This is a genomic window from Terriglobia bacterium, assembly GCA_020072815.1.
In the GTDB taxonomy this organism is placed as follows: Bacteria; Acidobacteriota; Terriglobia; order Terriglobales; family Acidobacteriaceae; genus Angelobacter.
On sequence record JAIQGE010000008.1, the window covers coordinates 14,813 to 33,873 of the forward strand.

The following is a 19,061-nucleotide window of genomic DNA, read 5'->3' on the forward strand; positions in this document are numbered from 1 at the left end:
GTGTTTGTTTACCGCAACGTGCCAAGAAACAGCGGGATACTCCGCGACCCAACGACGGCATCTAGGGCGACATGCGACACATACCCTGCTGCTAGGCCGTTTAGGAAGCCTGCCAAGAGTCTCCAAAACCACTCAACGATCTGGGCGACGAGTTCCTCAAAGGGACTTCTGGGCAACGCAACACGCTCACCCGTCTGCGTGTTTTCCAACTGCGGTGCTTTTTGAGCATTAGCCTTCGCTCGGCAGATTGTTGACCACTGTTCTAATTTCGCGCTCAGCCCGGCAGCAACTCCGGCAGCGACCGCACTGTGAAACGGTCCTCGATGCCAAGAACTTACCGCTGGCTCAAACTTGTCGGGGAGCATTGAAGTTGTGTAACCGCCTATCGAGCCGCCAATGACTTCAAGCCAATACGCTGCACCCGTCTGGTCCTTAGCTTGAAAGCCTGCATATACCGCACCAGCTCCTGCACCAACGCATTTGTGAACAATTCTTCCAGGCATTTAGTAACTCCAATCCCTCTTCTTTCACTTTCTTAAACTCCACACCATACTAAACGACTTTGCAACTCGTGCACTCCGGCAATGAAAGCAGGTTATTTGGAGCATATCCATCAGAGTCTGTCTTAAGGTATTTTCGGCCATTGTGGGATGCAACTACGATTTCAGCCGAGCGGTTGTTGACCATCGTAAAAAACGAGTCCGTGCCTGATTCAATTCTTCGAATCGCGGAATCTTCAGACATTTTTCAACTCGATTGTTGGCCAATGTACTCAATGCGTTCGTGCGGGTCGTGGTGCGATCCGCGTTTGTTGATGCAAGTTACCTGATAGCGTCCCATTTCCCTTCTCCTTTTTCCCTAAATCTAACTTTGCCTCTCAGCCGGAATAAGCGCTTATGCGGTGACCCTGTCACCAAGGGCCACGGCGGCGGTTGCGCGAGCATCATCAAAGCTGCCATCGAAGTGAACCAAGAGCATCTCAATGAATCGACCATGAAAGACGCCGTAAATCTCTTTGGTGATGGTTACCCCTTGAGGGTTGATGATATTGAAAACGAGTGCGCCAGATTGGATGGTTGGGCGCAACCAAGCCTTTTTTGCCCACTGCGGCGGAGTGTGGGTGAAATCTCCATCGGCATCGTATGACCAGGTATCAACGTGCCTTTCGTTGATCGCTTTCTTGATCGCTGCAAGCAGGGCGTTCGGTTGAGAGGTTATGACGCGAATTGCCATAGAACGGATTCTCTCCTGGAAAATTTGAAATTGCTTCGGCGAACCCTGTGGGGTCCGTGTATTTAGCTAATGCCGAGTTTTGAGAGCTTTCGGAGAACACATGAGCAATATCTTAGGTTTGGGTCTAAGTTGTTTAAATGGAATAGATTAGCCTGCCTGGGCAGGTCGGGATAAGCATGAGCGACTCAAAATAAGTTCGTGCGTTTTCTCGAATAACCCTGTAAGTTCGGCATTCATAGATAGCGAACGACCTGTGGCAAGAGAGAAGAAAGATAGTAAGCCGGAGTATGGCACCCGCGATGACGTTGAGCGGGCGGTTGAGTCTCTTTCTTCGGAGGATGAGTTGCGCTTAGCCAGGTTCGCTCGCTACAAAATCCGGGGCTTGGGCCGCAAGGCCAAGGGCAGAGACCATGAGGATCTGCGCAGCGAAGCAATCAAAGCTACGTGGATTGGCGCTGGAGGCGGCGATGAAGGAAGGCGCTGGAAGAAATCGACCGTGCCCTTCGTGCAGCAACTCCTCGGCGCAATGCGCAGTATTGCTTCGCACTGGAAGGCGGCCCACGATGAAGATGAAACTTACCTTGATTCTGAAGTGGCCGTTGAGACCGGGGACGGAGACATTCTGAGTCCGGTTGACAACGCGCCCTCCGGTGCGCCCAGCCAGGAGAGGGATCTACTTGCCAAGGAAGCCTTGAATTCTGTCTACCAGATGTTCCACGACGATGACGATGCCGCCCTGGTTATCGAAGGCATTAAGGAAGGTTGGAGCGGACCTGAAATCACCGAGCAGCTAGGGTTGTCACGAAAGCAGTATGAGGCAGCCATCAAACGAATACGGTATCGCGTGAGGTAACAAGAAAGTGCCGAAGAAAAAGAAACATGACAGCGAAGAGCTTTATGAACTGATGTCATTTCTCGCCGAAACTGTGGCTGAGATGAGTGACGATCAGATCAGAGAAGAATTCGCGGGCGACCCTGAACCGAAGACTAAGGAAATCTTTAGGGCTGCCATCAAGGACTGCAAGATGGAGGGCTTGCGGACTGCACGTGCTCAGTACGAATCTGCATCCATGGCGCTGTCTTCGCGCTCTTACAATATCCCGCAGAAAAAGCCAAAGCAAAGAGCATTATTGGCATCCATTTTCAGCCGCAAGCCCGATTTGCGTTCAATGACTGCTCAGCACCGAGATCTGAAGGACCTGACCGACTCCGATGTCGAGAGTTTCTTAAAGCAGCTTGCAGAACTCGGACTGCTGGACTCGCTGGAGTAGATTGTGCCCGTCGTCTACAAATCACCTTCCCGTGTACTCAAAGAGCTTGGGATTACTGAGCCGCACGAAATCGACGTAGAGGCCATCGCTCAGTATTGTGGTGCGACCATTGTCTATGACCACCTTTCGGGATGCGAAGCACGCATACTGGGCAATGAAGAGCGTGCAATCATCACCATAAATTCGGCATCGTCGCTCGGCAGAAAGCGATTCTCAGCGGGACACGAGTTAGGCCATTGGATGCGTGACCGTGGCAAAGTTGGATTCTCTTGCACAGAGCAAATGATGATTGGGGAATGGAGTGCCATCAACGCCGAACGCGGAGCCAATGACTATGCTGCGGATCTGCTCATGCCGCCCGATATGTTTGAAAGGGCCGCGCATGACATGCCAATCACCTTTGACACTGTTAGAGAGCTGGCCGAGATGTTTCAGACCAGCTTAACAGCCACGGCGATCCGTCTGGTACGCCACGGGTCGTTTCCTGCAATGCTTGTCTACTTGGAGGACGGGAAAAGAAAGTGGTTTATCCCAGGCGATGATGTTCCCAAAGCACTCTGGCCACTGGAAGCACCAAGGCTTGCGACCACTGCCGCCGATCTCTTGCATGGTCGGCCTGAGGAAAAGCCCACAGCGATTCAAGCTGATGGATGGATCGATCACCCGCGTTCCAAATGGTACGAAGTCGTTGAGCATTCGATCAGGATTTTCCCAGGAGTGATATTGACGCTCTTATGGTGGAAGAACGAAAAGCAGTTACTCGATTTGGGAATAGAGGACTAGGTGATCTTAGTGCGTGATCCACTTCGCTACACGACCATGGTGTGAACAGGTTCCCTTCCTGTGTTGGCTGAACGAATAGCTCCCATCCCGGCACTGTGCCGTCGCTCCTGCCGGAACCGCGCCCTTCGTCTTCACAGGCCGATGAATGCAGACCCCGCTGCTGTTACGGTAGTAGTCGGCTCCGCAAGATCCGGTCCTGCCAGGTGCCGCTTGCGGAGTGGGCGACGGCTTCGGTTGTGCCTGGGGCCACGCGGGTAATGCAGTCAAATTAGCGCAGCTCTTCGGGATCGGTGGCTCATAGTCACTTGATATTTGGGGGTTTTAGTCATTGAACAACGCTGTCTGGACGCGGGAACAACTGGATCAATTCCCAGACCAGGTCAGCCGTCTTGGTAGTCGGCTGCAGCATGACACAGATCCTGCGTGAATCGTTTCCGATACGCTTGCCCATCGGTACGTCATGAGCAATGACGAGCGCGTCAATATCCTCTGTCTCGCACAGGTGCTGGACTTCAGATTCGGACAGAGCTTCCCAGACGCGAAATCCGGCCAACATCAGTTCGTCGCCAAGCTCGGACGGTGCTTGCGTTGAAAGATAGATGATCCCTGTTTGCCTCATGTCCGAATACTGCCACCAATCGGAAAAATCGGTCAAGGTCCTCCCTTCATCAATGGTCTGTGAAATATCATTCCTTGTCTTTCTGTGGCTGGACTATAATCCCGCAACCCCCTTACATCTCTCTTAAGGATCGACAATGGCCTACTGCGTTCACTGCGGAGAACAGGTTACCGATGAAGGAACCTTTTGCCCGAAGTGCGGCAAGCCCAAAGCCGCATCGGGTACTGGTGTCGTTACTGTTGCTGTTCAGAAAACCGAAGTAGAGAAAACATTCCTGTCCAGTGCAGGCGCGACCGTAACGAACACACGGATAATCGTGCCGGGCAAGACGTACGCAATGGCTGGGATTACCAGCGTTCGCTCTGAGATCGTCGGAGCGAAGAGGGGCTTAGCCTTAATCACGGCCTTTGTCGGGCTGTGCATGTTAATGTCACCGGATGCGAGAGTATGGGGAGTCTTCGTGCTGATCGGCGGCATAGCGTGGGCGTTTGCTCTCAAGGACAGCCATGCGGTTGCTATCAATAGCGCGTCTGGAGAAATCCAGGCAGTCGTTAGCAAGGACGCGGCATACATCGCCAGCATCGTCCAGGCTGTGAACGAGGCCATTGTCTACCGCAACTAGGTCAATCCGATCCTGCCAGCTCTCTTGAGCGGCAATAGTCAAGGCCCAGTTCGGTTTACTTCTTTGGTGCGTAGCACACTCGGCACTCAGAGTAACTCTCTAATTGCCGGTGGAGATTATATACAGGAAACTCATATCCTCTTCCCCGAGAGAAAGACGCCACGCAAGCCGCCCACGTAAGTCCACGTACGCAGCCCGTGCAAGTCAGTAATGAAAAACACGCTGTTCTACGGCGATAATCTGGAAATTCTACGCAACAAAGTGCGGGACGAATCCGTTCACCTTTGCTACATAGACCCGCCCTTCAACTCCAAGCGCAACTACAACCAAATTTACAATAAGATCGGCGAAGAGGATCTGGCCCAGGAGCAGGCGTTCGTTGACACTTGGACTTGGAACGACCACGCAAGAAGCGGCTATGAGCAGATAACGTCAAATCACCTGGGCCGATTCACGCGCCAGACAATCGAGCTGATTGCAGGGTTTCACAACGTTCTCGGCGAAGACAGCCTTCTCGCGTATCTCATTAGCATCACCCTCCGCCTTGCCGAGATCAACCGCGTTCTTGCTCCAACCGGAACGTTCTTCCTGCATTGCGACCCAAACGCCAGCCACTACCTAAAGCTGCTCATTGATTCTGTGTTCCTGCCTGCCGGGGGAAATTATCTCAACGAGATTATTTGGAAAAGGAGCAGTGCTCACAGCGACGGAAAGCAAGGATCATGCCACTTCGGGCGGATCAGCGACACGATCCTTTTCTATTCAAAATCGCTGGATCTTACTTGGAATCGGCAGTACGTTCCCTACGATCAAAGTTACATCGACCGGGATTACAGAAGGGTTGACCCTGACGGCAGACGCTACCGGATAGACAATCTTCAAGGACCGGGCGGTGCCGCCAAAGGAAATCCGCTATATGAATTCCTCGGCGTGACCAGGTACTGGCGCTACAAGCGGGAAAAGATGGAGGCGCTTTACCGTGAGGGCAGAGTAATTCAGACCCGGCCTGGTGCTGTTCCTCAATACAAGCGTTACCTCGACGAGATGCCGGGTGTGCCGGTTCAGAACATTTGGACGGACATTCCAGTCATCAACAACCGCTCACGAGAGAAGCTCGGCTATCCGACTCAAAAGCCAGAAGCGCTTCTGGAAAGAATCATCAAAGCGACTTCAAACGAGGGCGATATCGTACTTGATGCGTATTGCGGTTGCGGGACCACGATTGCTGTCGCTCAGAAACTGAACCGCCGCTGGATCGGAATGGACATCACTTACCAGGCAATTGCTACAATCTTGGCCCGGCTGGAAGATCAATTCGGGAAAGAGGTTGCCGACTCCGTTGTCCTGGACGGAATGCCGAAAGACATGAAGTCTGCTAATGCTCTGGCGCGGAAGAAGGACGACCGCGTGCGTAAGGAATTCGAGAAGTGGGCAATCTTGACCTACACAAATAACCGCGCCGTCATAAGGAAGAAAAAAGGTGCTGACGGCGGCGTTGACGGCCTGTTCTATTTCTGGAATGGCGGCACGGGAGACGTTGGCAAGATGGTCCTGCAGGTGAAGTCAGGCGGCGTACAACGTAAGGACATCTCGGCCTTGCGCGGGGACATGGATAAAGAAGGGGCGGCACTGGCCTGCCTCATAACGCTGGAGGAAGCCACGAGGCCGATGAAGCAGGACGCAAAGTCGGCTGGGATTTACGAAAACAAGCTACGCGGTATCAAGTGCGACCGGATACGAATTGTCCAGGTCGAAGAAATACTGCACGGAGCCGCCTGCCTCGATCTGCCACTGAACCTTGATGCGACGGTGAAAGCACGCCGCGATGCGGAAGGCGATCAGCTCAAATTGGATTTGCGGCCTCCCAAACCGGAGCCGGTTCAACCTGCAAAGAAAACCGTAGCGTCAGCTCATCAAGGGCAACCTACAAGAGCTAAAGGCAGAGCCAAGCCGAGCGCCTAAGCGTTAGCTCACATCCTCCTGAGCCGTGCGGAAACAGACTTTCTCATCGGCTCCGGCATAATCCTTGCCTGCGATCTCCTCCACTTTGGACAGGAAGTCTGTCTTGCGGAATCTTGTGCCAGGACCGTGAACCGGCGCGAGGGCAGCGCCGCGTAGAAGGCGCGTACTGCCAACCTCATGATGTCGGGCCGGATTGGACGATAGAAGGCTTCGTTGGTCAGCGTCTCGACCGGTGCTTCCTCACGGGTCATGCTGCAAATGGTATCAGCTCTGCCTCAATTTGCGGCGATGCGGTTACGCGGTGAGGAAATAGGACCGAAGTCCGAAGCTGGCCGCGACGGTCAATGACTCGGTCAGGCTGGCCCGGCTAGTGATGGCGGAAATGGAGCGGGGATAAAGGAAGGATGCATTTTAGGAGTTCAAAAACAAGTCTGCGTGAGGTTGCTAGTTCTCCCGCCCGAATTCGCCACGCTCAAAGATTAACTTGACAAGTGCTAAGTTCGAGAACTAACGTTTTGCTTAAACTTGATCTTGCTGACTCGCCCCCAACAGCGCAGGAGAAGGTTCATGAAAGTCCGGTATCTATTGCTAAGCAGTTTCCTGCTACTAGCTTTGGTGTTTCACTCCGCCCTCGCTTTCTCGGCTTTCAAATCTATAGCCGTCGCTGTTTCGCCTAGAGATCGATTTTGGAAAGTGGACTGCCGATTTGCCCTGCAGAGAATAGCGCCCGAAAACTAGAGTTCCACGGCTGCCCTGGTGGCCATTTCGGTTTCATAGAACCGAGAAAAGGCCCGGAATGCGGGCTATTCGCGACGAATCAGAGAACAATTCTCTGAGTTGCAGACTGAATGGCGGAGGGAGAGGGATTCGAACCCCCGGTACCCTTTCAGGTACAGCGGTTTTCAAGACCGCCTGTTTCAACCACTCACACATCCCTCCGCGTGAGCAAGTGCTTGGCTGTGTTCATTGTACGATGGTTTTTTGTCCGGCGCGAAGGCTGCTGGTTCCGGAAATGGACTTACCGCGGATTGCCGAGGATGATCGCGGATCAGAGGAAACGCCAATATCACCTGAATTCTCCCAGGCGTCGCCACCACTCGCGCTGTTAACAGACGATGAAAATGTCGTGAATAAATCATGCAGGCATTACCAAAGTTATTGCATTGCCGGCGGCAACTCACGTACCGTGTGAGGTGCAGCACGAATTGTGCAGCGGGCGGCAAGACAAAAACCGGACCAGGGGAGTGTCGATGGCCAGAACCAACTCAGGTTTGACCCGGCTCGCGGAAGACGCGGGGCTGCCGGTGCAAGTGGCGGCGGTTTGTTACCGGGTCCGCGAACTGTCCGTGGAGTTTCTGCTGGTCAACACCAGTTCAGGCAAATGGACGTTTCCCAAAGGCCGCATCGAGCCCAGCCTGAGCGGCAGCGAAAGCGCCGCGCTGGAAGCCTGGGAAGAAGCCGGGGCCAAAGGCCGGATTGAAGAAGAATTTTTTGGCGCTTACCTGGATTCCAAGCGCACGCTGGGTCACGATTCGCGCACGCGTGAAGTGATGATTGCCGCTTACATGTTTGAAGTCCACACCACGGTGCAGCCACGGGAGACGGGCCGCAATCCTAATTGGTTTACTCCGCAGCAGGCCAAGCGTCAGTTGGCCGCGGGCCGTCCGGCAAGGTACTCGGTGCAGATCGCCAAGATCGTGGACGCGGCGGTGGAAACGCTCACGACGAAACGCGCCCGCACGCGGTCGCCGCTGGTCTTACCCGACGCACGCCGGCGCGCGGCAACCGTCCGATAAAGGGCCGCGCAGCTCGACTCGGCATCGTCCAATCCGCGCCTTCGCGGGAAATGCCCCGCTCCGATGGAACACCCATCCGCCCAACCTGTGCCTTCTGGCGTTAAGATTGATTCTGGCTGCCGAGACAGCCATCAGTGAAACCAACTCCCGCCATCGCCAACAATTCCGGACTGGGCCACTGGATGCTGCAAGTCCAGAAGGAAATCGTACGGGCCGCGCAAGGCTTCAAGAGCGGTCCCGTGCACGACCTGCGGGTCGCGTTGCGCCGCTGCCGCTCCATGGTGGACGGGTTGCGGGCCATGGACCCTGACAAAGTCTGGAAGAAGATGCGCCGCCAGGCCACCGATCTGTTCGACAGCCTGGGCAATTTGCGCGACTGCCAGGTGATGATGGAATGGGTGGAGAAGCTGGGGCAGCCCGATGATCCGGTCACGCAGCGGCTGCTGGCTTACGAGCGCGAGCAGGAACACGCGTTCAAAGTGCACGCGCAACAAGCGCTGGACAAATTCGACCAAAAACAGTGGCAGCGATGGACCAACACTTTGCCTCGTCGCGCCGGACGCCTGCGGCCCGGCTCTGACCCTTTCAAAGCGCTGGCCTTGGAGAAATGGACGGACGCCCGCAAGCGCGAAAGCGCAGCCCTGAAGACCGAAAGCCCGCTTGCGTTTCATCGCCTGCGCATTGCGGTGAAGAAGCTGCGCTACGTGGCAGAGAATTTTCTTCCTGAGCTTTATGAAGCGTGGGGCCAGGGGTTCAAGAAGGTCCAGGATTTGCTGGGCGAAATCCACGACCTTGACGTTCTGCGCGCCACAGCCACCAGCATCGGCGCATGTCCCACGCCGGAAGAAGAGCAGCGCTGGGACAAGTTGCTGCGCGCCGAGCGCGACTCCCGGATCGAGCAGTACAAACAGAAGATGCTGGGGCCTAAGTCTCTGTGGCGAGCATGGCGCAGCGGTCTGCCGAGCGGCGCGGAAGCCAGGGAAGCGTCGCTGGGCAGGCTGCAGGCCTGGTCGGGATTCTTGGACTCTGACGTTCGCCACAGCCGGCGGGTAGCGCGGCTGGCGTTGCAACTGCACGATGGCCTGCTGCAGGCGGGCGTGATGGAAGACGGCATTCAAAGAAACCAGGAGCGCTCGCGTCAAATGCTGGGCGCAGCGGCGATTGTCCATGAAGTAGGCCGGCACGATGGCGCGAAAGGCCATCACAAGACAACCCAGCGGATGGTCGGCAACCTGGAGCGGGTAGCCGGGTGGACGCGGCCGGAGATGGCGCGAATCGGGTTGATCGCGCGCTATCATCGCGGAGCTTTGCCCAGCGCCGCCAAGCTGCGCGCTCTTCCGCTGGAGCAGCGCAAGCAGACCAGAATGCTGGCGGGCATCCTGCGGCTGGCCAACGCTTTCGACGCCGATCATGACGGCGCCATTCGCCGTATCAAAGTATCCAAACCCGGAGATTACCTGGTGATCCAAGCGGACGGTCTAAACCTCGAGAGCGGCCTGGCGGAAAAGATTGCCGGCGCGCGCCACCTGCTGGAGATGAGTTGCGGAATCCCGGTGATGGTGCGCAGTATGCCGGCAGCGAAAAGCAGTTTGCGCAAGAAGCGTGTGAGCAGAAAACAGGGTTAGTCGCCAAAGCAGACGCCCACGGCGCGGGCGGCCCGGACCAGTTCTCCCTGGGGATCAACGCGGCGGATTTTTCCGGTGACGGCGCTCAGCTCCACGCTGCCGATTAGACCCTGGTTGACGCAAACCATTTTCCCAAACTCATTGCGGGCAAGCAGGTCCACGGCGGCCACGCCGAAGCGCGTGCCCAGAACGCGGTCAAACGGCGAGGGCGGACCGCCGCGCTGGATGTGTCCCAGAACGGTCAGGCGAGTTTCTTTTCCTGTGCGGCGGGCAATGGCTTCGCGGAGAACGCTGGTGGCGGGCTTGGCCTGCGAAGAATCCGGACTTGCGGCCGCGGCTTCCGCCTGAAGCTCCGCCGGCAGGCTGATGCCTTCCGCCACGGCGACGATGGTAAACCGCTTTCCTGCCTGGTCGCGCTGCCGGACGGTCTCACACACCTTGGCGATGTTGAAAGGAATCTCGGGAATGAGGATGACGTCAGCGCCGGAGGTCATGCCGGCTTCCAGAGCAATCCAGCCGGCCTCCCGGCCCATCACTTCCACCAGCATCACGCGATGGTGGGACTCCGCCGAAGAGTGGATCTTGTCTATGGCTTCCATGGCGGTGTGCAGCGCGGTGTCAAAACCCACCGTGATCTCGGTTCCGGCAAGATCATTGTCAATGGTCTTGGGCACGCCCACCAGCTTCAAGCCCTTGCGGTAGAGCGCAAGAGCGATGGCCATGGTTCCGTCACCGCCCAGCACCACCAGACCGTCCAGGCCCAGGGCTTGCGCGTTGCTCACCACCTGGTCAGAGAAATCACGTTCCTGTTTTTTGCCGTCCTCCTCTACCTGATAATGAAATGGATTGCCGCGGTTGGTGGTCCCCAGGATGGTTCCGCCGCGCTCCAACAGGCCGCTGGCATCTTCCAGTTTCAGCTCGCGCACTTTGTGCGGCCAGATCAAGCCGTCAAAGCTGTCCTCAATGCCCAGGACGCGCCAGCCCTGGGCGAGAATGGCGGCCTTGACTACGGCGCGAATCACCGCATTCAAGCCGGGACAATCGCCGCCTCCGGTCGAGATGCCAATGGTCCTCATAGTGTCTGCTGCCAGAGTATATCGTCAGCGGTCCGCTAGCCCAGAGAAACCACAATGTACAAAGTTGCATGATGCGATGCCTGGCGCGCCTGCGATGTGTCTGAACCGTGATTCTGGTCACACACACCAGTAACTGCGATCACATCCCTTTTTAATGATTCCTGGAAGAATGTAACTGGAATATTAGGGAGGTATCTGTGAAGCCGCAATCTTTGCTGCATGAGTTACCCAGAGACGTGGCGATCAAACCGAAATCGCCGGTCAATTTCTGGGACGATGTAAACGATATTTTCAAAGCAATCGAAAAGCGCGCGTACGAATTTTTTGAACAGCGCGGGCGCGAAAACGGGCGCGATCTTGAAGACTGGTTCAAGGCTGAAAATGAGCTGTTCAAGCCGACGGCGGTGGAGATCAGCGATAAGGACAACTCGGTTGTGGTGCGGGCGCAGGTCCCGGGGTTCACCGCCGAAGAGTTGGAGATTGACCTGGAGCCTAGCCAGTTGATCATCCGGGGCAAGCAGGAAAAGGAAACCGAAGACACCGTGGACACGACAGTCTACAGCGAGTCGCGATCCAAGGAGATTTTTCGCGAGGTCCCGCTGCCATTCAACGTGGTTGCCGAAGAAGGCGTGGCCACATTGACGGAAGGCGTGCTTGAAATCACGGCGCCCAAAGTTCCGGAAGCCAAGACCATCGAGCCGGCGGTGGCCGACAAGGTGGCCTGAGTCACCGCCACAGCAGAGCCGGGCTGGTCCCGGCAGCGCTGCGGAGACAGCCGTGACCGCCATCACAGCGGCGCGCGGGCCAGAAGGTGACACTGGAGGATTCGCTACGGGTAGTGTGACAGCATTTTTTGCTGTTAACGCACATGGTGCGACAGAAAAGTTGCGCCTGAGAGCGATCTTTCATCACTTTCAGTGGTGACCGCCGACACATCGGTCTAAACGCGGGTGGCTTATTCTTCATTTATGGTCGCGGAGGAACGTACCGACAAAAAGAAGGAAGTTGGGGGCCCAATGGTTACAGATCAACAACAAGTTTATTATCCGTCCGGCACGGTCTTGTTTCGCGAAGGCGAGAAAGCTGACGGCGCTTTCCTGATCGTGACCGGCGAGGTCACCACCTCCATGGAAGCCCCTGCCAAAGGGAAGCTCTCTCTGGACACGGTGCAGCCTCCGGCCTACGTGGCCCTGGCAGATTCCATTGCCGGCGATAGTTATTCGTGCACCACGCGCGCGTTGCGCGACACCAAGGGTTTCTTCATTCCGCGGGAGCGTCTGCTCAAGACCATGTGTGCTCAAGGGCCGAACCTGGCTTTGCTGCAGGCACTGGCCCGAGAGGTCAGCATAAGCTACCAGAAGCTGCGGGCCGTGCGCGATAAGTTCGGCGGACGTTCGGTGACCCGCAAGCGCATCTCGTAGGCGTGGCTAAGCACAACTAAGCTATTTCCCTGGGGCCATGCGCGGACAAGTCCGTGCTAACATCGCTGTGTTGTGCTTCAAACCATCTTTTCCCTGCTTCTCATCCTTTTGCCTGTTTCTGCGGGCTACGCGACTAACTTGGACGTTCCCGCGGCCACGGGGTACGAACACCGGCTGCGGCTCTACCACACCCACACCAATGAGCACCTGGACATCGTTTATCGCCAGGGCGACCGCTACGTCCCCGAAGCGATTGACCAGCTGGAGCACTTCCTGCGCGACCACCGCACCGGCACGGTCCACCATTTTGATCCGCGCCTGTTCGATCTGCTGAACGACCTCACTGCTACGGTAGGCCGTCCGCAGGCGGAGATTGACGTGGTGTGCGGATACCGCACTCCGTGGAGCAACAGCTTTCTGCGCAGCCGGTCTTCGGCCGTGGCCAAGCACAGCCTGCACATGCAGGCGATGGCCATTGACATCAGGATGCCGGGCATACAGACCGCTGAACTGCGCGACGCCGCGCTCAGCCTGCATCGCGGTGGCGTGGGTTATTACGCGCGCCAGCAATTTGTGCACGTCGATGTGGGCCGCATCCGCCGCTGGTAGGCGCGCCGCTTCCGAAAACAATTTCTAAGGATGGACGCCATCGAGCGCACGCTGTAGCTGCGCGTCGAGTGAATAGATGTCCTCAAGGAAGCTGACTTCACCGTTCTCCTGCACGAACGCGGTGCCGTAAAGCACCAGCACGGGAATGGTGTGCTTCAAATTGACCTGCAAGGTCTGCTCGCCGTTCATGGCCGCTTGAATTCGCTCCGGCGTCCATCCCGGATTGTCGCGCAACACCCAGGCCGCCAGCGCGGGCGGATCTTCCACGCGAATGCAGCCATGGCTGAAGTCACGCCGCGCCCGCTGAAACAGGTGGCGCTCCGGCGTCCCGTGAAGATAAACGCTGTACTGGTTGGGCAGAACGAATTTCAGCAGCCCCACCGAGTTCCACGGCCCGGGAACCTGCCGCACCTCCAACTGGCCGGCTTGCAGCCGGCGTATTAAGTCGGGGCTGGCGATTGCGGCGGGGACAATTTCTCCGTGACGGTCCACCAGCTCCATGTGATGCGTGCTCAGGTAGTTCGGGCGCCGGCGCAAGGCGGGCACAATTTCAGCCTTCACAATGCTGGTGGGAACATTCCAGTAAGGACGGAAAATCACGTACTCCATATCGTCAGCAAACACCGGCGTGTGGTGATCGAACGATTTGCCCACAATCACCCGCATGGAGAGAACTTCTTTGTGGTCCTCATACGCGCGCAGGCGAAACTCCGGAATGTTGATGGCCACCAGTGAATGCTGCAGGTTGTCCGGCAGCCAGCGCCAGCGCTCCAGCGTGAGCTGGAGCTGGGCCACACGACGGCTGAGAGGAACGGTGAGCTGCTGAAAAGTTTCAGGCCCTATGCGTCCGTTGTCGAGGAGCCCGTGACGCTGTTGGAAATGGCGCACGGCCTGGACCAGCGCGCCGTCATAGATGCCAGGTTGTGCTGGAAGTGCGGCGTCCGGAGCAAGATCACCGAGCCGCTGCAAACGCTGCGTGAGTTGCGGCACACCGGCGTATGCGCCACCGGGGGAGACAGGCTTCACCAGCGGAGGCAAGGGATCGCCATCACCTTTGCCGGCCAGCTCAACATAGAGCTGAAGCGCTTGCAGCGTGCGGCGATATCCGGCCAGCGACGGCTCGGCCTGCTCCACGGCGGATTTGACGTCCGCCGCACCGAGCACGCGAGTACGCAGAAACTCCCCTGCGGCAAAAGTCTTGGGCGCCAGAGCAAACTCTACTGCGTTGGGATTGATCCGGCCGCGGTTGATGTCGGACAAGTAGCGCAATGCCGAAACGGTGAACGCGAGATCAAAGCGCGCCACCTCCGCGGGCGTAACGCGCGGGCTGCTGGAAAAACGTTGCAGGCGCTCCGCCCAGCGCGGCGCGTCATAGTCCTCCGGGCGCAGCCCCTTGAGCGCTGCGCCTTGCATGATCCCGGCAAGAGCGCGGGCTTGCGCTGTGGGCTGGTCCTGAACGGTCCACACTGGCTGGTAGTTGGAGGCTGCATAGAACTGCCGCGCCTGGGTGCGGAATTGCACGAAATTGGGCCAGCGCAGCTCTGGTAATACACCGCTCTCGACGAGAAGACAAATTTCGTGCTGGACCACCGCCGTTGCCTGGGACGGCACCGAGTCCGAGAGCTGATCACACGGGACGCCTTGTTGCGCAGCGGCCGTCAGCGACCATGACGGCAGCATGAACAGGAACATGCTGACGGCCAGCCAACAGCGCTGCAAGCATGTCCTCATGTCACTATCTTAATCTGCAGTAGAGCAAGCCTACGGTGACGCGGGTCACGGCTGGCTGAGCTTATGAGTAAGGACGGAGCCGCGTAAGGCAGGCCACACCCTGTTGGCGCGCGAACTCTGCGGGTGGCCTAGGCTGGGATGGCGGCCGCGGTCACTGGTGGCGACAAGGCCTCACGAAGCTGCTGGGCGCCCTCTTCCGGCAAAGTAGGGTTGATGTACATGTGCGAGCCCAGCTCAAACCCCGCGGGTTGCGTCAGCCGGGGAATGATCTGCAAATGCCACAGGTAGTACTCTTCATTGAGTTCGCGCGTGGCGCAGGAATGAATGACAAAGTTGTAATCCACCGGTCCGCAGCAGTTTCTCAGTCGCAGCAATGAGCGGCGCAAGACCGCGCTAAGCCCGCGCAACTCCTCATCCGACGCCAACGCAAAAGAGGGCTTGGCGGCGTGCGGCATGATCCACATCTCATACGGCACAAACGAGGCAAACGGGGCAAACACGGTGAAATCGCTCCCATCTTCCACCACGCGCTGCGCGGCCGTCCGCTCATTTTCCAGAATGTCGCCGTAGAGATTGCGATGGGTGTCGTCAAAGTAGCGTTCCGCAAGCTCATGTTTCCAGCGCACGTAGGCCGGCATCACCGGCGTGGCCAGCAGCTGCGAATGCGGATGCAGCAATGAGGTCCCGGCGCGCTCTCCGTAGTTGCGGAAGATCACGACAAACTGGACCTTGGGATCGCGGCTCAACTCCACCTGGCGCTGCCGGTAGGCTTGCAGGACGTTGGCGATGTGCTCTTCGGACATGTCGGCAAATTCGAGTTCGTGGCGCGGATCTTCGATGATCACCTCATGGTGCCCGGCGCCGGTCACTGTGCGGAAAAAACCGTCATGCCGTTCCGGAGCCGCTTCCGGCGACATGGCCCCAAACTTGTTGGGAACTACCCGGACCTGCCAGTCCGGACCGGCAGGAATACGCAGCAACTCAGGCGGCGTCATAAACTCATGCCCGGGACAAAAAGGACACTGCGCCGCAGGCGGCGCGACCGATTGGTTTCGCAGCGCGGCGGCGTTGGGCCGCTTCGCGCGGTCCGGAGCAATGACCACCCATTCTTTGGTGGCAGGATCCTGGCGCAGTTCAGAGCCCTTCATCGCGGGATCTCCTTTAACTAGCCTACTCTGATCGCGCCGCCGCTCCCGTGACGCAGATCACCTCGTGGCTTAGACGGCGAAGAAGTCCCGAAACGCCTGGCGAATGCGCGTAGGAAGATCTTGGGCAGAATCCCCGGAGGAAGACGCGGCGCGGGCTGAGCTTGCGCGCAGAAGATCGTGACCGGCGCGTTCAACCACCAGCAACTTGCTGCGCGCAGGAATAAGCTGCAGCGCGGCTTGCATCTCCGCGACTGAACCAAAGGGATCGCGTTCACCGTGGACGAACAGCGCCGGCGTTTTGAGCTGGGGCAAGTGCTCGGTGCGGAGTTGCTGGGGCTTGCGCGGAGGATGCAGCGGGTAGGAAAGCAGCAGGAGCCCTGCGACCAATCCTGGATTTTCCGCCGACAGCATGCTGGCCTGGCGGCCGCCGTAGGAATGTCCGCCGAGAAAGACCTGGCCCGCAGCTTTCTCCCGCAACACGCTCACCGCACGCTGCAAGCCGGCGCGGTCCTGGGCCGCAGTGGCAGGAAAAGGAGGCCCATGCGGACGCTTCTGGCGAAATGGCAAGTCGCAGCGCAAGACCACGAACCCGTCGCCGGCGAACGCGTCCGCGAGCCGGCGCAGCAGCGGAGATTGGCAGTTGGCGCCGGCGCCGTGCGTCAGGACCAAAGCATGGCTGTTAGGCGCCGCGGGAGTATGCAGGAAGCCGCGCACAGCCGGCTCGGCGGCAGTATCAGCAAACTCACGGATTACGACCTCAACAGCATCCATCGCCACCGAAGCATTGTACGAGGAGAGCGCGCCACTTTCAGGCAGGAAGTTGCGCTGGAGTTTCGCGAAGATGCTCCACCTGTTCCTGCATGAAGCGGGCAGCTTCTTTGCGGTTGGTGAAGAGTCAGGCTTGCGAAGAAAATGTCAGGTTGGCCTGAATCGACTCCTTCGCCAGCAGCTTCAGCAAATGCGGAAGCAGAGTCATCTCGCCCCAATAGCAGACTTGGGTGGCGGCATCGCCGTCCGGGAGCGAGTAGCGAATGAAGGCTGCGGTCACCGGCGTCTGCAAAGCTACGGCCGGCTCAAAGAGCGAAGAGTGAAACGGAAGCACTTTCGATCCGTCATAGCTGGTGCCTTCCGGGAACAGGACCAGCCGCTGTCCGGCGGCCAGGGCGGCTTCCATCTGCGGGCGAATGGCATGGGTTTCCGCGCGGCGGGAACGGTCAACATAGATGGTGCCGCACAGGGTGGCGATCCATCCGACGCCCGGCCAGGCGCGCACTTCACGTTTGGCGACGAAGGCACAGCCCGAAACCGCGCTGAAAAGCAGAATATCCAGATAGCTGAGATGGTTGGAGACGATGAGTCCGCTCGCGGGCGGCTGTCCGGTGACGCTCCATTGCACGCCGATGCGCCGCAGCACTCTGGCCGACCACTTTCCCAAAATCCCGCCGCGGCTGTGGGGAGTGAGCCGCCCCAGCGACGCCATGACCAGATATTCGGCCAGGCACGCTGCCACGCCGCCTCCCAGGACGGCGCCGCGGAACGCCGTCCGCAACAGCTTATGCGTTTTGCCAGTTTTGTTGGTCACAATTTGGGGCCTGCTACGGGCCGTGTATGGAAAGTTATTTAAGTTGATTGGCGCAGGGTTGTCGAGAAATTTACTTTCGGCGGAAAGGCGAAGGGCACCAAACGCTGGTAAGCCAAAGAAGCAAAGACATCAGCCCGCGGAAAGCTTACGTCCCGTACTTCTTTTTCAAATGTTCGGCGATCTGTTTTTCCAGCTCAGCATATCCGGCATGGATGGTGCTGCGTAACGCGGACTCAATGGACTGTCCTTCCCCCACGCGCTGTATGATGCGGGCCAGGTCGGCCATGCCGAAGGTATCGCGGATGTACTCCACCGCAGCCAAACCTTCCGCGTAAGCCACGGCGGCCTCCGCCGAACTGTAACTGGCAAAGTTTCCTTCAAGCTGGCTGAGCGGAATCTGGCGTCCGGTGTTGAACAGCGCCGCCAGACGGTCGCCGTACGCCGCGGTGGTGACCCCTTCCTCCAGTTGCGCAACGCCCTCATTGAGCCACTGCGGCACGCGGCCGTGGGTTATGTGCTGCACAAAGGAATGCGTCAACTCATGGCGCAGCACGCGCGCCAGTTGCGGCGTGACATTGTTCACGCCGGAGACGGGCAAGCGGATCTTGCCGTCGTTCAGCGCCGCCGACCACAGCGGCGCCTGGGTCACGTCAAAAAAAGCCTGGTCGGGATATAACGAGACATAGATGTTGCGCGGCGTGGCGCCCAGATCGTTTTGCAGGTCGCGGTAGTCAGCTTCCAGCGCTTCCAGGACCTGCTGGCGCAGCCCGCCGGCGGTGTGCGCGCCTTCATAGCGCAGAGTAAAGTGGCTGCTCTCCTGCTGGCGGAAGCTGGCCTCCGTCGCCGACTCGCGTTCCACGCGCTCCATGAGCTGGCGCACCTTGTCGTCAGGACGCAGTTGCAAGGACTTGCGCCACGCGGCGAGCGCTTCCCGGCTGCGGTCACTGCGATAGTAGGCAAGCCCCAGCAGCGCGTACGCCACGGCCGAGGGTGCGCTGGCGCGGGTGGCGCGCTCCGCGGAGATCATGGCTTCCGCGGGCCGGCCTAACTGCAAAAGCACTGACGCATAGCTTTCCAGCAGCACCGGATGGTCCGGCAGGAAGCGCAACGAGTTCTCCAGATACCGCGCGGCCGCAGCAAGGTTGTTGCGGCGCTCTTCAAAGTTGGCGGCAATGGAGTTGGCCACGGCCGATTGCTGCGCCACACCCTGGTCTTCAATGGCCTTGAGCGCCGCAGTGTCCACCTGGTTGTTGCGGATGACGCGCGCCGTCAGCTCATCGGCTCCGGTCATCTGTTGATGAACGGGAGAAATCTCTTCGCTGACCGCGCGCTGCGGCTCCGCGGCAGGTGTGACTCCGGGACCGGCTTCAATTCTGGCGACAATCGATTTGGGGATGGTGAAGGTGTTGTCGCCGATGAAGTAGGTGACGCGACCGTTACTTTCGCGCACAGAATCGGCAACGATGCGATCGCCGTTCTTGAGAACAATGGTGTCCGCGCGGACGAGCGGGCCCAAGACCGCGAAGCAGCAAAATGTAATAATCAATCGCACGGCTGGTACGTCTGAACAATTATGGCATGCT

General features: G+C 58.2%; 20 protein-coding genes, 1 tRNA gene and 1 pseudogene. 10 read left to right on the forward strand and 12 right to left on the reverse strand.

Annotation, left to right across the window (positions count from 1 at the left end; all coding sequences use genetic code 11):
- Positions 1 to 8 precede the first annotated feature (8 nt).
- From LAO20_11650 to LAO20_11660, 3 genes and pseudogenes are all read right to left on the reverse strand, one after another.
- Positions 9 to 503, reverse strand: coding sequence for a hypothetical protein (locus LAO20_11650; protein MBZ5532077.1), 495 nt, complete (start codon positions 501 to 503; stop codon positions 9 to 11).
- 49 nt (positions 504 to 552) lie between these two features.
- Positions 553 to 840 (reverse strand): annotated as a pseudogene (locus LAO20_11655) (DUF3892 domain-containing protein).
- 54 nt (positions 841 to 894) lie between these two features.
- Positions 895 to 1,233: a hypothetical protein gene (locus LAO20_11660; protein ID MBZ5532078.1), complete on the reverse strand. Its 339-nt coding sequence runs from the start codon at positions 1,231 to 1,233 to the stop codon at positions 895 to 897.
- A gap of 253 nt (positions 1,234 to 1,486) precedes the next feature.
- Here LAO20_11660 and LAO20_11665 point away from each other — a divergent pair, with 253 nt between their 5' ends.
- From LAO20_11665 to LAO20_11675, 3 genes are read left to right on the forward strand one after another with little or no spacing between them, the layout of a single operon-like run.
- Complete coding sequence (locus LAO20_11665) at positions 1,487 to 2,086, forward strand: hypothetical protein (protein ID MBZ5532079.1); 600 nt, start codon at positions 1,487 to 1,489, stop codon at positions 2,084 to 2,086.
- 7 nt (positions 2,087 to 2,093) lie between these two features.
- Complete coding sequence (locus tag LAO20_11670; GenBank protein ID MBZ5532080.1) at positions 2,094 to 2,504, forward strand: hypothetical protein; 411 nt, start codon at positions 2,094 to 2,096, stop codon at positions 2,502 to 2,504.
- Between the two features lie 3 nt (positions 2,505 to 2,507).
- A complete protein-coding gene (locus LAO20_11675) occupies positions 2,508 to 3,287 on the forward strand; it encodes an ImmA/IrrE family metallo-endopeptidase (protein ID MBZ5532081.1) in 780 nt (259 codons plus the stop codon).
- A 6-nt stretch (positions 3,288 to 3,293) separates the two neighbouring features.
- On the opposite strand, the gene LAO20_11680 is transcribed toward LAO20_11675, so the two are convergent.
- Positions 3,294 to 3,599: a DUF3761 domain-containing protein gene (locus tag LAO20_11680; protein MBZ5532082.1), complete on the reverse strand. Its 306-nt coding sequence runs from the start codon at positions 3,597 to 3,599 to the stop codon at positions 3,294 to 3,296.
- A gap of 13 nt (positions 3,600 to 3,612) precedes the next feature.
- Entirely contained in the window at positions 3,613 to 3,942 is a 330-nt protein-coding gene (locus LAO20_11685; protein ID MBZ5532083.1) for a hypothetical protein, read from the reverse strand.
- A gap of 100 nt (positions 3,943 to 4,042) precedes the next feature.
- On the opposite strand from LAO20_11685, the gene LAO20_11690 reads away from it, so the two are divergent.
- On the forward strand, positions 4,043 to 4,528 hold the full coding sequence (locus LAO20_11690; protein ID MBZ5532084.1) for a zinc ribbon domain-containing protein: 486 nt from the start codon (positions 4,043 to 4,045) through the stop codon (positions 4,526 to 4,528).
- A gap of 210 nt (positions 4,529 to 4,738) precedes the next feature.
- Complete coding sequence (locus tag LAO20_11695; protein ID MBZ5532085.1) at positions 4,739 to 6,490, forward strand: restriction endonuclease; 1,752 nt, start codon at positions 4,739 to 4,741, stop codon at positions 6,488 to 6,490.
- 849 nt (positions 6,491 to 7,339) lie between these two features.
- Here the strand turns inward: LAO20_11695 and LAO20_11700 are convergent.
- Positions 7,340 to 7,429 (reverse strand) — tRNA-Ser (locus tag LAO20_11700).
- Between the two features lie 311 nt (positions 7,430 to 7,740).
- Here LAO20_11700 and LAO20_11705 point away from each other — a divergent pair.
- Both LAO20_11705 and LAO20_11710 read left to right on the forward strand, forming a co-directional pair.
- Entirely contained in the window at positions 7,741 to 8,286 is a 546-nt protein-coding gene (locus LAO20_11705; protein ID MBZ5532086.1) for an NUDIX domain-containing protein, read from the forward strand.
- A 134-nt stretch (positions 8,287 to 8,420) separates the two neighbouring features.
- Entirely contained in the window at positions 8,421 to 9,911 is a 1,491-nt protein-coding gene (locus LAO20_11710; protein MBZ5532087.1) for a CHAD domain-containing protein, read from the forward strand.
- Here LAO20_11710 and LAO20_11715 read toward each other — a convergent pair.
- On the reverse strand, positions 9,908 to 10,987 hold the full coding sequence (locus LAO20_11715) for a 6-phosphofructokinase (GenBank protein MBZ5532088.1): 1,080 nt from the start codon (positions 10,985 to 10,987) through the stop codon (positions 9,908 to 9,910). The two genes, LAO20_11710 and LAO20_11715, sit on opposite strands and share 4 nt — an antisense overlap.
- Positions 10,988 to 11,184: 197 nt before the next feature.
- On the opposite strand from LAO20_11715, the gene LAO20_11720 reads away from it, so the two are divergent.
- The 3 genes from LAO20_11720 (at position 11,185) to LAO20_11730 (ending at position 13,017) form a co-directional block, all read left to right on the forward strand.
- A complete protein-coding gene (locus LAO20_11720; GenBank protein ID MBZ5532089.1) occupies positions 11,185 to 11,712 on the forward strand; it encodes an Hsp20 family protein in 528 nt (175 codons plus the stop codon).
- Between the two features lie 291 nt (positions 11,713 to 12,003).
- Entirely contained in the window at positions 12,004 to 12,408 is a 405-nt protein-coding gene (locus LAO20_11725) for a cyclic nucleotide-binding domain-containing protein (protein ID MBZ5532090.1), read from the forward strand.
- A 72-nt stretch (positions 12,409 to 12,480) separates the two neighbouring features.
- On the forward strand, positions 12,481 to 13,017 hold the full coding sequence (locus LAO20_11730; GenBank protein ID MBZ5532091.1) for a DUF882 domain-containing protein: 537 nt from the start codon (positions 12,481 to 12,483) through the stop codon (positions 13,015 to 13,017).
- A 24-nt stretch (positions 13,018 to 13,041) separates the two neighbouring features.
- Here the strand turns inward: LAO20_11730 and LAO20_11735 are convergent, their stop codons facing one another.
- The 5 genes from LAO20_11735 to LAO20_11755 all read right to left on the reverse strand — a co-directional run bounded on the left by LAO20_11735 (position 13,042) and on the right by LAO20_11755 (position 19,030).
- A complete protein-coding gene (locus LAO20_11735; GenBank protein MBZ5532092.1) occupies positions 13,042 to 14,736 on the reverse strand; it encodes a L,D-transpeptidase family protein in 1,695 nt (564 codons plus the stop codon).
- Positions 14,737 to 14,876: 140 nt separating this feature from the next.
- On the reverse strand, positions 14,877 to 15,896 hold the full coding sequence (locus LAO20_11740; protein MBZ5532093.1) for a DUF4931 domain-containing protein: 1,020 nt from the start codon (positions 15,894 to 15,896) through the stop codon (positions 14,877 to 14,879).
- Positions 15,897 to 15,965: 69 nt separating this feature from the next.
- Complete coding sequence (locus tag LAO20_11745; protein ID MBZ5532094.1) at positions 15,966 to 16,667, reverse strand: alpha/beta fold hydrolase; 702 nt, start codon at positions 16,665 to 16,667, stop codon at positions 15,966 to 15,968.
- 124 nt (positions 16,668 to 16,791) lie between these two features.
- Positions 16,792 to 17,478, reverse strand: a complete 687-nt coding sequence (locus LAO20_11750) for a 1-acyl-sn-glycerol-3-phosphate acyltransferase (protein MBZ5532095.1) — start codon at positions 17,476 to 17,478, stop codon at positions 16,792 to 16,794.
- 145 nt (positions 17,479 to 17,623) lie between these two features.
- Positions 17,624 to 19,030, reverse strand: a complete 1,407-nt coding sequence (locus tag LAO20_11755; protein ID MBZ5532096.1) for a tetratricopeptide repeat protein — start codon at positions 19,028 to 19,030, stop codon at positions 17,624 to 17,626.
- Positions 19,031 to 19,061 lie beyond the last annotated feature (31 nt).

Excerpts from the sequence above, each read along its gene's own strand:
- LAO20_11650 (MBZ5532077.1), bottom strand. The coding sequence starts at position 503 with ATGCCTGGAAGAATTGTTCACAAATGCGTTGGTGCAGGAGCTGGTGCG.
- LAO20_11660 (MBZ5532078.1), bottom strand. The coding sequence starts at position 1,233 with ATGGCAATTCGCGTCATAACCTCTCAACCGAACGCCCTGCTTGCAGCG.
- LAO20_11695 (MBZ5532085.1), top strand. The coding sequence starts at position 4,739 with ATGAAAAACACGCTGTTCTACGGCGATAATCTGGAAATTCTACGCAAC.
- LAO20_11740 (MBZ5532093.1), bottom strand. The coding sequence starts at position 15,896 with ATGAAGGGCTCTGAACTGCGCCAGGATCCTGCCACCAAAGAATGGGTG.
- LAO20_11725 (MBZ5532090.1), top strand. The coding sequence starts at position 12,004 with ATGGTTACAGATCAACAACAAGTTTATTATCCGTCCGGCACGGTCTTG.
- LAO20_11715 (MBZ5532088.1), bottom strand. The coding sequence starts at position 10,987 with ATGAGGACCATTGGCATCTCGACCGGAGGCGGCGATTGTCCCGGCTTG.
- LAO20_11705 (MBZ5532086.1), top strand. The coding sequence starts at position 7,741 with ATGGCCAGAACCAACTCAGGTTTGACCCGGCTCGCGGAAGACGCGGGG.
- LAO20_11745 (MBZ5532094.1), bottom strand. The coding sequence starts at position 16,667 with ATGGATGCTGTTGAGGTCGTAATCCGTGAGTTTGCTGATACTGCCGCC.
- LAO20_11690 (MBZ5532084.1), top strand. The coding sequence starts at position 4,043 with ATGGCCTACTGCGTTCACTGCGGAGAACAGGTTACCGATGAAGGAACC.